The organism is Solwaraspora sp. WMMD937 (genome assembly GCF_029581175.1).
GTDB lineage: Bacteria > Actinomycetota > Actinomycetes > Mycobacteriales > Micromonosporaceae > Micromonospora_E.
In genome coordinates, this window is record NZ_CP120738.1 from 3,676,961 (window position 1) to 3,690,140 (window position 13,180).

At 71.8% G+C, this 13,180-nt stretch carries 15 protein-coding genes; 3 read left to right on the forward strand and 12 right to left on the reverse strand.

Annotated elements, in window-relative coordinates; translation table 11 throughout:
* Nucleotide 1: 1 nt before the first annotated feature.
* Nucleotides 2-382, forward strand: coding sequence for a hypothetical protein (locus O7621_RS16140; RefSeq protein ID WP_233605716.1), 381 nt, complete (start codon nucleotides 2-4; stop codon nucleotides 380-382).
* Nucleotides 383-488: 106 nt separating this feature from the next.
* On the opposite strand, the gene O7621_RS16145 is transcribed toward O7621_RS16140, so the two are convergent.
* The 3 genes from O7621_RS16145 to msrB form a co-directional block, all read right to left on the reverse strand.
* Nucleotides 489-959 carry a GNAT family N-acetyltransferase gene (locus O7621_RS16145; RefSeq protein ID WP_282234617.1) on the reverse strand — a complete coding sequence of 157 codons (471 nt, stop codon included), beginning with the start codon at nucleotides 957-959 and terminating at the stop codon, nucleotides 489-491.
* Nucleotides 960-997: 38 nt separating this feature from the next.
* Nucleotides 998-1,258 carry a Prokaryotic metallothionein gene (locus O7621_RS16150; RefSeq protein ID WP_278168181.1) on the reverse strand — a complete coding sequence of 87 codons (261 nt, stop codon included), beginning with the start codon at nucleotides 1,256-1,258 and terminating at the stop codon, nucleotides 998-1,000.
* A gap of 122 nt (nucleotides 1,259-1,380) precedes the next feature.
* Complete coding sequence (gene msrB, locus O7621_RS16155; RefSeq protein ID WP_278168183.1) at nucleotides 1,381-1,803, reverse strand: peptide-methionine (R)-S-oxide reductase MsrB; 423 nt, start codon at nucleotides 1,801-1,803, stop codon at nucleotides 1,381-1,383.
* A 69-nt stretch (nucleotides 1,804-1,872) separates the two neighbouring features.
* Between msrB and ligD the strand changes: the two genes are divergently transcribed.
* Nucleotides 1,873-2,910 (forward strand): non-homologous end-joining DNA ligase, encoded by a 1,038-nt coding sequence (gene ligD / locus O7621_RS16160; RefSeq protein ID WP_282230032.1) that lies wholly within the window; start codon nucleotides 1,873-1,875, stop codon nucleotides 2,908-2,910.
* A gap of 36 nt (nucleotides 2,911-2,946) precedes the next feature.
* On the opposite strand, the gene O7621_RS16165 is transcribed toward ligD, so the two are convergent.
* Genes O7621_RS16165 through O7621_RS16175 form a run of 3 tightly spaced genes read right to left on the reverse strand, consistent with a single transcriptional unit; the run spans nucleotide 2,947 to nucleotide 6,658 of the window.
* Entirely contained in the window at nucleotides 2,947-4,503 is a 1,557-nt protein-coding gene (locus O7621_RS16165; RefSeq protein ID WP_282230033.1) for an alpha/beta hydrolase, read from the reverse strand.
* On the reverse strand, nucleotides 4,500-5,585 hold the full coding sequence (locus tag O7621_RS16170) for an ATP-dependent DNA ligase (protein ID WP_282230034.1): 1,086 nt from the start codon (nucleotides 5,583-5,585) through the stop codon (nucleotides 4,500-4,502). The genes O7621_RS16165 and O7621_RS16170 overlap by 4 nt, the downstream gene beginning before the upstream one ends.
* Nucleotides 5,586-5,644: 59 nt before the next feature.
* Nucleotides 5,645-6,658 (reverse strand): class I SAM-dependent methyltransferase, encoded by a 1,014-nt coding sequence (locus O7621_RS16175; protein ID WP_282230035.1) that lies wholly within the window; start codon nucleotides 6,656-6,658, stop codon nucleotides 5,645-5,647.
* 142 nt (nucleotides 6,659-6,800) lie between these two features.
* Between O7621_RS16175 and O7621_RS16180 the strand changes: the two genes are divergently transcribed.
* Nucleotides 6,801-7,331 (forward strand): DUF1990 domain-containing protein, encoded by a 531-nt coding sequence (locus O7621_RS16180; RefSeq protein ID WP_282230036.1) that lies wholly within the window; start codon nucleotides 6,801-6,803, stop codon nucleotides 7,329-7,331.
* Between the two features lie 41 nt (nucleotides 7,332-7,372).
* Here the strand turns inward: O7621_RS16180 and O7621_RS16185 are convergent, their stop codons facing one another.
* The 6 genes from O7621_RS16185 to O7621_RS16210 form a co-directional block, all read right to left on the reverse strand.
* Nucleotides 7,373-8,332, reverse strand: coding sequence for a DNA-3-methyladenine glycosylase 2 family protein (locus O7621_RS16185; protein WP_282234618.1), 960 nt, complete (start codon nucleotides 8,330-8,332; stop codon nucleotides 7,373-7,375).
* Nucleotides 8,333-8,450: 118 nt separating this feature from the next.
* Nucleotides 8,451-9,353 carry a hypothetical protein gene (locus O7621_RS16190; protein ID WP_282230037.1) on the reverse strand — a complete coding sequence of 301 codons (903 nt, stop codon included), beginning with the start codon at nucleotides 9,351-9,353 and terminating at the stop codon, nucleotides 8,451-8,453.
* A gap of 277 nt (nucleotides 9,354-9,630) precedes the next feature.
* The gene (locus tag O7621_RS16195) at nucleotides 9,631-10,326 is read right to left on the reverse strand and encodes a hypothetical protein (protein WP_282230038.1); all 696 of its coding nucleotides are present in this window, start codon (nucleotides 10,324-10,326) and stop codon (nucleotides 9,631-9,633) included.
* A gap of 346 nt (nucleotides 10,327-10,672) precedes the next feature.
* Nucleotides 10,673-11,542 carry a zf-HC2 domain-containing protein gene (locus O7621_RS16200; protein WP_282230039.1) on the reverse strand — a complete coding sequence of 290 codons (870 nt, stop codon included), beginning with the start codon at nucleotides 11,540-11,542 and terminating at the stop codon, nucleotides 10,673-10,675.
* The gene (locus tag O7621_RS16205) at nucleotides 11,539-12,234 is read right to left on the reverse strand and encodes a sigma-70 family RNA polymerase sigma factor (RefSeq protein WP_282230040.1); all 696 of its coding nucleotides are present in this window, start codon (nucleotides 12,232-12,234) and stop codon (nucleotides 11,539-11,541) included. The genes O7621_RS16200 and O7621_RS16205 overlap by 4 nt, the downstream gene beginning before the upstream one ends.
* A 78-nt stretch (nucleotides 12,235-12,312) precedes the next feature.
* On the reverse strand, nucleotides 12,313-13,170 hold the full coding sequence (locus O7621_RS16210; protein WP_282230041.1) for a fused MFS/spermidine synthase: 858 nt from the start codon (nucleotides 13,168-13,170) through the stop codon (nucleotides 12,313-12,315).
* Nucleotides 13,171-13,180: the final 10 nt, after the last annotated feature.

A 13,180-nucleotide genomic window follows, 5' to 3' on the forward strand; every position in this document is an offset into this window, starting at 1 on the left:
GATGAGTACGCAAGCTCCGACCCGCAACACCACCGCCGTGAACCGGCCGATGGCCGGACAGCCGATGGCCGACGGCCAGGCACACCAGATGGACATGAACGCCGGGATGCGCCCGGCGATCACCCCGGGCACCGAGACGAAGTCGGCGTTCCGCAGCACCGAGTTCTACGTCTACCTGATCGCGGTCGCCGGCGTCCTGCTGGCCTCCCAGGTGATCAACCCGGACATCGACGGCGTACAGGGTACCGCTGGTGGCGGGGACCCCTTCCCGGCCAGCACCGCATGGTTGTACGTCGCGCTGCTGACCATCGGTTACGTGGTCAGCCGAGGACTGGCCAAGGCCGGCAGCGCCTGGCGGAACTCGGGTGAGCGACAGCGCTGACCTGCGAAGCGCCGCCGACCCGGTGACGGGTACGGCGGACCGGGCCGGCGGCCGCGATGGACACGTCCATCCGGTCGCCGGTCTCTCGCGCGGACCGCCCGGTCGGTCAGGTTCCGCCGGATGCACCTACCGGATCTGCCGGACGGCGCATCGGCGCGTGCCAGATGCCGTCCTCGAGGTACTCCGGTCCGACGACGACGAACCCGTACCGTGCGTACAGCCCGGTCAGGTGGGCCTGGGCGTCGAGCACGCAGGGCCGTCCCGCGGCGAGTCGCAGCGCCGCCTCGACGAGCCGGCCGGCGTGACCCCGGCCGCGTTCGGTCGCGGCGACGGCCACCCGGCCGATCCTGGCCGTGGACTCCGCGCCGCCGCCCGGTTCGTCAAGCAGCCGTAGGCAGGCCACCACCGTGTCACCCCGGGACAGCCACAGTTGGCGGGCGTCCGGCTCGACGTCGCGGCCGTCCAGCTCCGGGTACGCGCATCGCTGCTCCACCACGAACACGTCGACCCGTAGTTTGAGCAGCTGGTACAGCACCAACGGCGGCAGTTCGGCGGTGTGTGCGACGTGCTGCGTCAGGCCAGTCTGGGGAGGCACGCCGACGGATGATACGCGGCTCAGCCCGGCCGGCTGCCGACCGCGTCGCGGACCTCGGCACCCTGCTCCTGGTCGACTGCCCGGGCACAGTGTGCGCAGCAGAAGAACCGTCCGGACACCTCGACCCCGTGCCCGACGATCTTGCACTGGCAGTGCTCGCAGATCGGCGCGAGCAGTTGGATCGCGCACTCGAACGAGTCGAAGGTGTAGGTGTCCCCGCTGACCGTCCGGATGTCGAACGCCAGCCAGTAGTCGTTGCCGCAGACCTCACAGGTCGCCATCGTGCTTCTCCCAACGTCAGCCTCATTCGCAGGGTGCGGCATCGGGGAGGCCCGGAACCGGCGAATCGCTGAAATGCTGGGACCGAACTGCTGGGAAATGCGCGAGAAGCGGGGGTGGGCGGTCAGCTCCGGGTGGCGTCAGTTGCCGGCTCCAGCCGCAGCGCTACCGAGTTCATGCAGTAGCGGGCGTTGCGGGGGGTGTACCGCTCACCGTCGAACCGGTGCCCGAGGTGCGAGTCGCAGGTGGCGCAGCGCACCTCGGTGCGGACCATGCCGTGTGAACGGTCCTCGATGTAGCGCACCGACCCGGGTAGCGCCTCGTCGAAGCTCGGCCAGCCACAGTGCGAGTCGAACTTGGTGTCACTGGTGAACAGCGGCGTGTCGCAGGCCCGGCAGTGGTACGTGCCGACCGTCGTGGTCTCGACGTACTCGCCGGACCAGGGCGCCTCGGTGCCGGACTGACGCAGCACCCGGAACTCCTCGGGGTTGAGCCGCGCCCGCCACTGCTCGTCGGTACGGGGCAGGGACGTCATCTCGTCTGTCATGGTCACTACGGTACGGCGGTATGGCAGCGCCGGCCGCCGATCACCGGCCGGCTGGCCTAAGGTCGAGGGGTGACAGGGCAGAGCCGGAGTTCCCGGGCCGCGACCACCGTCGAAGTGGCCGGCCACCAGGTGCGGCTGAGCAGCCCGGACCGGGTGTGCTTCCCCGTGCCGGGTTACACCAAGCGGGACGTGTTCGACTACTACCTGGCCGTCGGCGACGGCATCCTGCGCGCGCTGCGCGACCGCCCCACCACGCTGCAGCGGTTCCCGGACGGCGTCGACGGCGAGATGTTCTTCCAGAAGCGCGTGCCGGCCCGGGGCGTGCCGCCGTGGCTGCGTACCGCCGAGATCAAGTTTCCCAGTGGTCGTACCGCCGACGAACTCTGCCCGGCGGACCTGGCCCACGTCGCCTGGGCCGCGCAGATGGGCACCGTGGTGTTCCATCCCTGGCCGGTGCGGGCCGCTGACGTGGACCGACCGGACGAGCTGCGGATCGACCTGGACCCGCAGCCGGGCACCGACTTCGCCGACGCGGTGGCGGCGGCGGGCGAGGTCCGGGCGATCCTCGACGAGCTCGGCGCCATCGGTTACCCGAAGACTTCTGGCGGCCGCGGGGTGCACATCTACCTGCGGATCCAGCCGCGCTGGCTGTTCACCGAGGTCCGTCGGGCGGTGATCGCGATCGCCCGCGAGGTGCAGCGCCGCCGGCCCGACCTGGTCACCACATCCTGGTGGAAGGAGGAGCGGGGGCGGAAGGTCTTCATCGACTACAACCAGATGGCCCGGGACCGGACCATCGCCTGTGCATACTCGCTGCGGGCGAACGCCCGCGCCACCGTCTCCACCCCGGTCACCTGGGACGAGTTGACCCGGGTCGAGCCGGACGACTTCGACCTGCGCACCGTACCGCCCCGGCTGGCCGCCGTCGGCGACCCGCACGCCGGGATCGACGACACGCCGTGGGACATCACCCCGCTGCTGGAGTGGGCCGACCGAGACGACCGCGACGGCGCCGGTGACATGCCGTACCCACCGGACCATCCGAAGATGCCCGGAGAACCGATGCGGGTGCAGCCGTCCCGGGCCCGCCCGGTGCCCGGCGACTGACCGCCCAGGCCCGGCGCCGTCCGCCCGGGTCCGAGGTCAGGACGAGCAGGTCAGGCCGTCATCGGGCACCGTCAGATCGATCAGGTACGCGTCCACCACGTCGGCCACGCAAGCCACGTGCGGGTACGCCGTGTGCCCGTCGCCCTCGTGGATCACCAGCACGCCGGTGCCGAGCGACTCGGCCAGCCGTGGTGCCTGCTCGTACGGGGTGGCCGGATCACCGGTGGTGCCGACCACGAGGATCGGCGCGGCACCGACCGCCGGCCCGACCGGGTACGGGTCGGTCGCGACCGGCCAGTTGACGCAGGCCAGCAGGCCGACGGCGAGCGGCGGACCGAACGTCGGATGCTGCCGGCGCCACTGCTGCTGCAGCTGCCGAATCTCGTCGACGCCCAGCGGCACCTCGGCGTCGGCGCAGTTGACCGCCAGGTTGGCGGCGAACAGGTTGCCGTACCGGCCGTCGTCGCCGCGACCGGTGTAGCCGTCGGCGAGGTCGAAAACCGGGCCCGGGTCGCCGTCGCCCAGCTCGGCCAGCGCCCGGCCCAGCCGTGGCCAGCCGCTGCGGTCGTACAGCGAGGCAACCACGGCGTAGAAGATCCAGCCCGCAGTGGCCGCCCGGCCGTCCGCCCCGGTGACCGGGCCCTGCCGGGCCCGGTCCATCGCCTCGGCCAGCGTGCCGGCCGGGTCGGCGCTGATCGGGCAGGCCGCCGGTGCGCCGGAACACCACCGCCCGAAGGCGGCGAACGCCCGTTCGAAGCCGGCGGCCTGACCCAGCGACCCGGCGACCGGGTCCTGCCCCGGGTCGACCGCGCCGTCGAGCACCAGCGCGCGGACCCGGTGCGGGAACAGGTGCGCGTAGGTGGCTCCCAGCAGGCTCCCGTACGAGTAGCCGAGGAAGGTCAGCTGCTCGTCGCCGACCGCCGCTCGCACGGCGTCCAGGTCCCGGGCAGTCTGCTGGGTGGAGTACGCGGTGAGGCGCTCGCCGTAGCGTGCCGCGCAGCCGGCCGCGATCCGTTGACCGAGCGCGGCGGCCTCGGCGAAGGCGGCCGGCTCACGGGGGTCCGGGTCCGCCCCGAAGGTGGCGTCCCAGTCGCTGTCGTCGACGCAGTCGACAGGGTCGGAGCGGCCGGCCCCGCGCGGGTCGAAGCCGACCAGGTCGAACCGGCGCAGCACCGTCTCCGGTAGGCCGCCGAACCGTTCGCCCAGCGCCAACCGGGCGGCGGCGTCCACCCCGGAGACACCGGGCCCGCCCGGGTTGACCACCAACGTGCCGATGCGGTCCTGCTGCCGGGCCGACCGGGCCCGGATCAGCGCGACCGAAAGGGTGCCGGCGGTGGGACCGGCGGCCCAGTCGACCGGTACGTCGATCGTGGCGCAGGCATAGCGCAGCCCGTCGGGTGGTGGGCCGTACCGATGCGTGGTCGACTCCGGGCAGGGCTGCCAGTGCGGCGGTGGGTCGGGCCCGCCGGCCGCCCCGGGGTCGGGCCGCGCCGCCGTGCACCCGGTCAGGCCGACCAGCGAACCGACCACGACGGCCGCGACGGCAGGCAGCCAGCGGCGCCGGCTCGTGGGCAGCCAGCGGCGCCGGCTCACTGCTGGCTGGTCGGGTCGCCGGCCAGCACCCGGTCCACGTCGAACCGGACCGGCCGGTCCAGCTGGTCGTACCGGCAGGAGGCCGGCTCCCGGTCGGTACGCCAGCGTTTGAACCGTGCGGTGTGCCGGAACCGGTCGCCCTCCATCGCGTCGTAGGCGACCTCGGCGACCAGTTCGGGCCGCAGCGGCTGCCACTCGAGGTTCTTGCCGCCGCTCCACCGGCTCGGCGCGCCCGGGATCCGCTGGCCGGAGCCGTCGTCACCCGACCCCCACGGGTGGTCCGCGGCAGTGGCGCGCAACGGCGCCAGCTCGTCGACGAGCTCCGCGCGCCGGGCGGCGGTGAACGACGCACACACGCCGACGTGGTGCAGCACCCCGGCGTCGTCGAAGAGCCCGAGTAGCAGTGACCCGACCACCGGGCCGGACTTGTGCCAGCGGAAGCCGGCGACGACCACGTCGGCGGTCCGCCCGTGCTTGACCTTGAACATCGTCCTCTTCCCGGGCTCGTAGCGCAGCTCGGCCGGCTTGGCGATGACGCCGTCGAGGCCGGCGCCTTCGAAGAGCTCGAACCAGCGGCGGGCGGTGTCCGGGTCGGTGGTCACCGGGGTCAGATGCACCGGTGCGGTGACTGCCGCCAGCGTGTCGGTCAGCCGGGCCCGGCGGGTGGTGAACGGCTCGTCGAGCAGCACCTCGTCGCCCAGCGCCAGCAGGTCGAAGGCGACGAAGGAGGCCGGGGTCTGCTCGGCGAGCAGCCGCACCCGGGAGGCCGCCGGATGGATCCGCTGGCCGAGCAGGTCGAAGTCGAGCCGGGACCGCCCGGTCTCCGGCCGGATCACCACCAACTCGCCGTCCACCACGATCCGGGGCGGCAACTGCTGCCGGGCCTGCTCGATGACCTCGGGAAAATACCTGGTCAGCGTCTTTCCGCCGCGACTGGCCAGCTCGACCTGATCACCGTCACGGAAGATGACACAGCGGTAGCCGTCCCACTTGGGCTCGTAGCTCATCCCGGCGGCGACCGGCAGCGTCGCGACCGGTTTCGCCAGCATCGGCTCGATCGGTAGGGCGATCGGGAAAGTCACCCACCCAGTGAACCATCCCGGTCCGACGATCCGCCGGACCGCCGGCCGGCGGAAGACGACTAACGGGGCCGCCGGACCACGGCACGGACCCGGCGCAACACCGGCCGGACCGGGCGGACCAGCCACGGCAGCCGGCGTGCCGCGCGCCGGTACAACGGCTGGGCCGCCGTCCGCAGCTGCTGGCGGGTCGCGTCGAGCTGGCGGCGTGTCGTGTCGAGCTCCGCCCGGGCGGAGCGCAATTGCTGTTCAAGCTCGCCGAGCCGGGCTGCGGTGATCGTCGCCATCAACTCGTGACCGGTGACCGGTTCGCTGCGGCCGTCCTCGCCGCGTACCAGCCAGGGGCGGTCGCCGTAGACGTCGATCTGATGGCCGGCCAGCGGTACGTCGGCCTTCTCCAGCCCGTCCGGGAACTGCTCGGCGAACATCGCCCGGCAGTGTTTCGCCTGGTCGGCCGAGGTGGCCAGGATCAGCTTGTTGGGCACCAACACGGCGGGCACCAGGCTGCCGCCGTCGCCGAGGTAGCTGAACAGGCCGGTGATCACGCCGAGCCAGTGCCGGTTGAGTACGTCGTCGAGTACCACCAGCCCGTGGTCGACTACGGTCCGCTCGGCGATTCGCAGGTCGTTCACCGTGATCTGGTCGGTGTGGCCACCGTCGATGGAGAAGATCCGGAAGCGGCGCCCGGCGGCGACGAAGCCGGCCTGCTCCAGGTCGAGACTCGACGACTGCACGATGTCGACGTTGTCGCCGGCGCCGTAGGTCGCGAGGTTCTGCTCGAAAATGTCCCGGTCACCGCGTCCGGACTGGTCGAGGTTGGCAGTCTGGTCGTCGAAGACGTCGATGGCGACCGCCCGCTGATCCGCTGGCAGATCCAGGGCGAGGCACAGGAACGACTTGCCGTGGTGAATGCCGATCTCGGCCACGTCGCCGCTCACCCCCGCCCCGCGCTGGGCGGCCTCCACGCCACTGAGGTACACGGCGGTTGAGACGTTCAGCCAGCCCTTGACCTGGTGCAGACCGGCCCGCAGGTAGCCGGCGGTCCGCTCGGGCAGGACTGGTGTGAACGCTGTCATGGTGGCCGACCATACCGCTGATTACCGCAGCGACAAACGGTCGATCGGAGGACAATCCAGGTGACCGGACCGGCTGTCCTGGCCGGTGTCCTGCTCCGCTCGTCGGCGCCGTCCCGGCGACCGTAAGGGAAAGGCGGATCGCATGCCCAGCTTCACCTACCCGCAGACCGGCGCCACCGCCGTGCTGCGCCACCAGGCCGGATCGGTCCGGCAGGCCGTACCGCCGCTGCCGGCGGGCTACCGCCATCTGCGGTCCCGTAGCCGGCTACGGCCCGGCAGCTTCCCGGCGGCGGCCGAGGCGGTGCTCACCTGGCGGATGCACCGGGCCGCCGGTGCCCGGGTCACGGCGTCGGCTCCCCGGGCCGAGGCCGGTGTGCTGGTGACGGTCGGTCTCGGCGTGGGGCCGCTGCGGATCGCCGCGCCATGCGCGGTGGTGTGGGCGGTTGACGAGCCGGACCTTGCCGGATTCGCGTACGGCACTCTGCCCGGCCACCCGGCCAGTGGCGAGGAGGCGTTCCTGGTGCACCGCGACGGCGACCGGGTGTGGCTGTCGGTGGTGGCGTTCAGCCGGCCGGTGGCGCCGCTCATGCGGCTGGCCGGACCACTGGGTGCGCTGGCGCAGCGGGCCTACGCCCACCGGCTGGGCACCGCGCTGCGCCGGCTCACCCGCTGACCGCCGGCAACCCGGTTCGGAGCCAGCCCGGTGAGAGCGGGTCAGTAGGCGGCAAAGGAGCGGACCGGGGCCCGGGGCCCGAACCGGGGCGCCCGTACCCCGGCCAGCTCCAGCAGCAGACAGACCCGACCGCGGTGTCCCCGGAACGGTTCCAGTAGTTCGAGCATCCGGGTGTCGGTCGCGCGGGCCTCGCCGGCCAGCGCCCAGGCCACCGTGTTCGGCAGGTGGTAGTCGCCGACGCTCACCGCGTCGGCCGCGCCGAACGCCACCCGGACCACCTCGGCGGCGGTCCACGGGCCGATCCCGGGCAGCGCGGTCAACCGCCGGATGGCCGTCTGCGGGTCGGCGCTGTCCGACAGCCGGTCGGCGACCGCCGCCGCGCCGCACAGGGCCTGCGCCCGTCGTTGCTCGATGCCCAGCGGATGCAGCGCCCAGTACGGCGCGGCGGCGAGGGTCGCCGGCTCTGGCGCGACCCAGAGGCCAGCGATCGGGCCGGGAGCTGGTGCGCCGAATTGGCGGACCGCCGCCGCGTACCCGCGGTACGCCTCCGCACCGGTGACCTTCTGCTCCAGCACGGCCCGCAGCAACCGGGGGAACACCTGCCCGGTGGCCGGGAGCCGGACGCCGGCGTAGCGGCGGACCACCGCCGCGACGACCGGATGCCGGCGGGCCATGGGCAGGAAATCGGACACGTCGTCGCGGAGCCCGGAGACCGCATCGGCGATGTCGCAGATCTGGCTGGCGCCGGGTCCGTAGCCGGCGGCGACGAGGTCGCCGCCGTGTCGGTGCAGCGCCAGGGTCGCCGGCCCGGCCGGGGTACGGGCGGTCCACCAGAAGGTGCCCGCCAGCCATCGGGCGCACGGGTCGTGTCGGCCCATCACCAGCGTCCGTACCGAGCCGGCCAGCTGGTAGCCGTCCGGCGGCCGCAGCACCCGGACCCGCGCCGGATCGGCCCCAGCCGGCTCCGGCGTGCCCCCGGACGTCCGTCTTTCCACGACCATGCCGGCCACTGTGCCAGCAGCGGCGGACAGCATCGACGCCGGGACGAGCAGCAGGCTCGTCCCGGCGTCGGTTCGCTGGACCCGGGTCACCGGCGGTCACCGCCGGTGCCGGCCGACCTCATCGGGTGACGACAACCCGGACCACGTCGAAGGCGGGAATCTGATTGGCCCGCTGCATCATCGGCACCCGGTGCGAGCCGTCGCCGGCCCACGACGCGCACTGGGCGATACCGGGGCCGGGCAGGCCGGGCACCTCGACGGTCACCTCGTCGGCGCCGGCGCCACCCTGACCGTCCTCTGTCGCTACGAAGAACGCCGGTACCGGGCCAGGTTCGGGAGCGGTGCGGTTGCTGGTCAGCATCCGGCACGCGGTGTGGAAGTGCCCGCGGGTCAGGCCGTCCTCGGTCAGGAACGAGCTCTCCAGGTAGTAGCCGCCCTGCCCGGCCGGCAGGAACCGGTCGCGTACCAGGTTTCGGGTGCTGATCCGCAGGGTGAACGGTTGGTTCGCGCGTACCCGCCTCGGCGACGAGATGATCATCAGCTGCGGGTTGGTGTCCGCGTCGCCGACCTCGCCGAACGCCGTACTGACACACCGCTCACCGTCCTGGAAACCCTCGTGCGGGGCCAGCGAACTGTCGGTGCAGTCGTCGCCGAGAATCTCCAACCCGGCCGGCGCGTCGGTCGGATCGCCGGGTGCGGGGGAGTCCTGGCACTGGTCCGGGCCGCGCTGGCCGTCACCCCAGTGGTGCCGTACGCCGTTGCTGTCCACGGTGGTCCCGGTGTCCGCCGGATCGACCGACGCGCTCGGGCTTACACAGACCGCGGCGGCCCGGTCGCGACCACGGTCTCGGTCCCGGTCGCTGCGGGTTCCGGCAGACGAGATCTGGGTCACCGCCACCACGCCGCCGAAGACCGCCAACATCGTCGTCACCGCGATGACGCGGTTGCGGGTGCTGCCCGCCGATCTGCCCCGGCGTGTTGGCTGGTCGCCGGTACGCCTGCGGCGCTGTGAGCTGTTCACGTGGTGCCACCTCTTTCGTCGAACGCCAATTGGTCGTCCGGGTGCAACGCAGTTGGTGATGGCTGTGGTTCGCCACTGCCGTCGACCGTATGGATGTCACTCCACAACAGTCAACAATCCTTGGAGCAACTACGAAACACTTAGGAGGCACTTAATGCGGGCTTCAAGAACCGGCTCGAGGTGCCGGTGGCGGATCCACCGTATAACGTGGCGACGGCCGGCCGCGCCCTCCCTGGCAACGACCGGCCGCCGCGATTCACGGGGCGCCTTGGAAGAGTCAGTAGTCGTAGTCGCCCGAGTCCTCAGAGTCACTGTCGAAGCTGTCCGAGTCCTTGCTGTCGTCGAGGCCCTTGATGTTGTCTCGGCCGTCACCGTCCGGCACCGCAATCGGCTTCGGGGTGCCCTCCGGCAGGCACTCCAGGTTCTTCGTGCCGTCCGGCTGCACGACGTACCAGGTGCCGCCGACACCCTGGCCCTTCCAGTCACCGGGCTTCTCGTCACCGGCGTAGTAGTAGATCGGCCAGCCGTCGATGGTCAGTTGCCGGGTGCCGTCCGGCCGGTTGACCGTGCCGACCAGATCCTCGTCCACCCCGGACAAAATGGGGTCGCCGTCGGTCAGCGCCGGCGGCCAGATCTTGGCACAGTCACCCTCACAGTTCGAGGTCGCCGGGTCGTTGGAGTCCTCCTCGAAGCGGTAGAGCAGCCAGCCGTCCTCGTCGGTGACGACGTCACCCATCTTGTCGACGGCCTTGCCGACCAGCTCCTTGGTGAGGTCCTCGTCGGCGACCTCGACCGCGATGTCCTCGGTTTCCACCGGCTCGGGCGCGGCCGATGCCGCGTTTGCCGCGTTGACGACTGGCTGGGCCTGAGCGCCGCCAAAGTCGTCCGGGTTGTAACCTGCCGGGGCGCAACCCGGCAACACGAGTGCCGCCAGCGCGCCTGCGACTATGACGGTCCGCTTTCCCAGTGCCACGTGCCCTCCCTCATTCGTCCACATCGGGCTTCATCAAGGAGTACGCAGCGCATCCCGGTTTGGATCGGTAATGCCGAGTGCACAATTTCACAGCCCGTCGTTGAACCGGGTCGTCGTGTCCTACGTGCAGCCGGCCGCCGTCATGCCGATCAGGAGCAGAATGCGCCGGTCACGGGTTGGCGCCAAACGCGTGACGACGACCAGAGACAGAACAGCCCGTGGGTATCCGTTAATTCGGACACCCACGGGCTGCACGTACGTCGGATCTGCTGGCGCAGATATCGCGACGCCCGTTCGCGGCGTACGTCAGGAATGGACGTCGACCCTCCGTTCAGACCGGTACTGTTCAGACCGGTACGGTAACGATCGCGGTGGCGACCCCGGACTGGTCGACCGCCTGGAACTGAATCCGTTCGATATCGTCCCGGGGTGCGGCCGTCGATGTGCTCAGCAGCAACGGCGCGGGTTGCTCTGCGGTGCCGTACCCGGCCTCGGGCACCGTCCAGGTGGAGAGCACCTCGGCGGTCCCGGAAGCCCGCAGCACCACGATCCGGCACTGCATCGGACCCGGCACCCGGCGTAGCGCGAACGACACCTGGGTGCCCCACGCGGCTTCCTCCAGCACCACGTCCGCCTCCACCCCGGTGGTGGGGTCGACCGCGTTGAACTTTTCGCCGGTGACCTCCGGACCACCGACCCCGGACTGCGGATCGACCGGTGACGGGCTGGCCGAGACCGACGTCTGCGGCACGGCCTGCGGTGTCGCCGAACCATCTGACCAGACCGACCCGGCGAAGAACGAGAAACCGGTGAGCGTCGCCAGCAGCACGAACCCGGCGGCGATCTGTAGCGGGCGGCCCGCGAACAGCCGTCGGGGCCTACCGGCGTGGCCGAGCGGCCGGACCTGACCGTGGTCGCGACGCTGGTCGGCGTCGGGCCGCAAGGTCGGCCGGATCGGCACCGGCGCGCCGCCGTCGCCGCCGTCCGCCCCACCAGCCCGGTTCACACCGGTGGGGCCGGACTGAGGGAGGACGGGGCTGTCCTCCAACTGGTCGATGTCTACGGTGGACATCAACCCGACGATCGGAATGAGTGACTCCAACTCTGCCGCGCAGGCCCAGCAGCCGGCGAGATGCTCCTCGAACCGCTCGACGTCGTCGGCATCGAGTGCGCCGAGCGCGTACGCTCCGACATCCCAGTGGGCGGACCGTGTCATTCTGTAACCCCCCGCTGTTGCAGCGCCGTCCGCAGCGCTCGTAGCGCGTAGTAGACCCGCGACTTGGCGGTACCCAGTGGCAGCCCCAGCTCCGCGGCCGCCTCCGGGACCGTTCGGCCGCGGAAGTACGTCTCGACCAGGATCTCCCGGTGCGGCTGGCTGAGCGTGCGCAACGCGTCGGCGACGGTCATCTGTCGCAGCACCTGATCGGTACCGTCGGACTCGGCGAAGCTCTCCAGATCCCGGTCGTACTCCTCGGTCGGGCGAGCCTTCTCGCTGCGGTGGTCGTCGATCGCGATGCGTCGGGCGACGGTCACCAGCCACGGTCGCAGCGACGCCTGGCCCTGCGCGCCGAGCCGGTGGGCGTTGCGCCACGCCCGCAGCAGTGTCTCCTGGACGATGTCCTCGGCCCGTTGCCGGTCCCCCCCGGTGAGCCGTAACACGAATCCCAGCAGCGGCCGGGCGTGCTCTGCGTACAGTGTGCGGACGAGATCGTCCCCGTGGCTGGATTCCGCTGTCCCGGCCTGCTGCCGGCTCCCTGCGGTCCGTGGCGTCACCGGCTCATCATCGCGCTCGGCCGCCCTCCCGTCGATGCTCTGCCAACGTTGCGTGCTGCGGGCCGTGGCCGAACCGTTGCCGGTCACGCCCGGCCGGATCCTCTCCGCCTGCCAGCCGCTGGCGACCGCGTACATCGCAGGACCTCCATCCGACGTCGACATGGCCCGCGGCTGGGGGCCCACCCCGAGGTACGGAGCCGCCCGGCGGATGGATCAACGTCCGCCCGGAAAAATTCCGTCCGGTGGGGGCGGCGACGGCTGCGCGCTCGCGTCGGCGATCGGCGACGCCGTCCCGATCAACCGGTCCAGCGCCGCAGCGTGCAGCACCCGGCTGGGAAACCAGTCACCGGCGGCCCGCCGGGTCAGCTCTCCGACGTCCGGCTCGGCGCGTCCGGCGACCACCACCAGATTGCCGTACCGGCGCTGACGCAGCACCGCCGCGTCGGCGATCAGGCAGATGCCGGGCAGCACCTGCCGTACCGACGCCAGATGCTGGCGGGCCCAGCCCAGCGGCGGGCCGTCCGCCACGTTGGACAGCAGCTGGCCGCCGGGTGCGAGTACCCGGGCGACCTCGGTGACGAACTCGACCGAGCTCAGCCGTGCCGGAGTGCGGGCACCGGCGAACACGTCCGCGATCACCAGGTCGTAGCTGTCCGTGCGAGCCTGCTCGACGGCGGACCGTGCGTCACCGACCCGGACCCGCAGATTGCGGTCGGCCGGCCAGGGCAGTTCGCGGCGGACCAGCTCGGTCAACGCGGCGTCGATTTCCACCACCCGCTGGCTCGACCCGGGACGGGTGGCGGCCAGGTAGCGAGGCAGGGTCAGCCCACCGCCGCCCAGGTGCAGCACCCGCAGTGGGGCACCGGCCGGGGCGGCCAGGTCGATCGCCGCGGCGATCCGGCGGACGTACTCGAACTCCAGGTGTGTCGGATCGTCGAGATCGACGTGGGACTGCTGGGTGCCGTCCAACAGCAGGGTGTACGCCCGCCGCCGGTCCGGGTCCCGGACGAGCCGCGCGGTGCCCGTGTCTACCTGGACCGCGGGCGGCGCTGTCCTGCGGGTACGGCCCATCGGCACAGTA

Coding starts and splice junctions, on each gene's coding strand:
- O7621_RS16175 (WP_282230035.1), bottom strand. CDS start 6,658: ATGACAGCGTTCACACCAGTCCTGCCCGAGCGGACCGCCGGCTACCTG.
- O7621_RS16180 (WP_282230036.1), top strand. CDS start 6,801: ATGCCCAGCTTCACCTACCCGCAGACCGGCGCCACCGCCGTGCTGCGC.
- O7621_RS16140 (WP_233605716.1), top strand. CDS start 2: ATGAGTACGCAAGCTCCGACCCGCAACACCACCGCCGTGAACCGGCCG.
- msrB (WP_278168183.1), bottom strand. CDS start 1,803: ATGACAGACGAGATGACGTCCCTGCCCCGTACCGACGAGCAGTGGCGG.
- O7621_RS16200 (WP_282230039.1), bottom strand. CDS start 11,542: ATGACACGGTCCGCCCACTGGGATGTCGGAGCGTACGCGCTCGGCGCA.
- O7621_RS16150 (WP_278168181.1), bottom strand. CDS start 1,258: ATGGCGACCTGTGAGGTCTGCGGCAACGACTACTGGCTGGCGTTCGAC.
- O7621_RS16185 (WP_282234618.1), bottom strand. CDS start 8,332: ATGGTCGTGGAAAGACGGACGTCCGGGGGCACGCCGGAGCCGGCTGGG.
- O7621_RS16210 (WP_282230041.1), bottom strand. CDS start 13,170: ATGGGCCGTACCCGCAGGACAGCGCCGCCCGCGGTCCAGGTAGACACG.
- O7621_RS16205 (WP_282230040.1), bottom strand. CDS start 12,234: ATGTACGCGGTCGCCAGCGGCTGGCAGGCGGAGAGGATCCGGCCGGGC.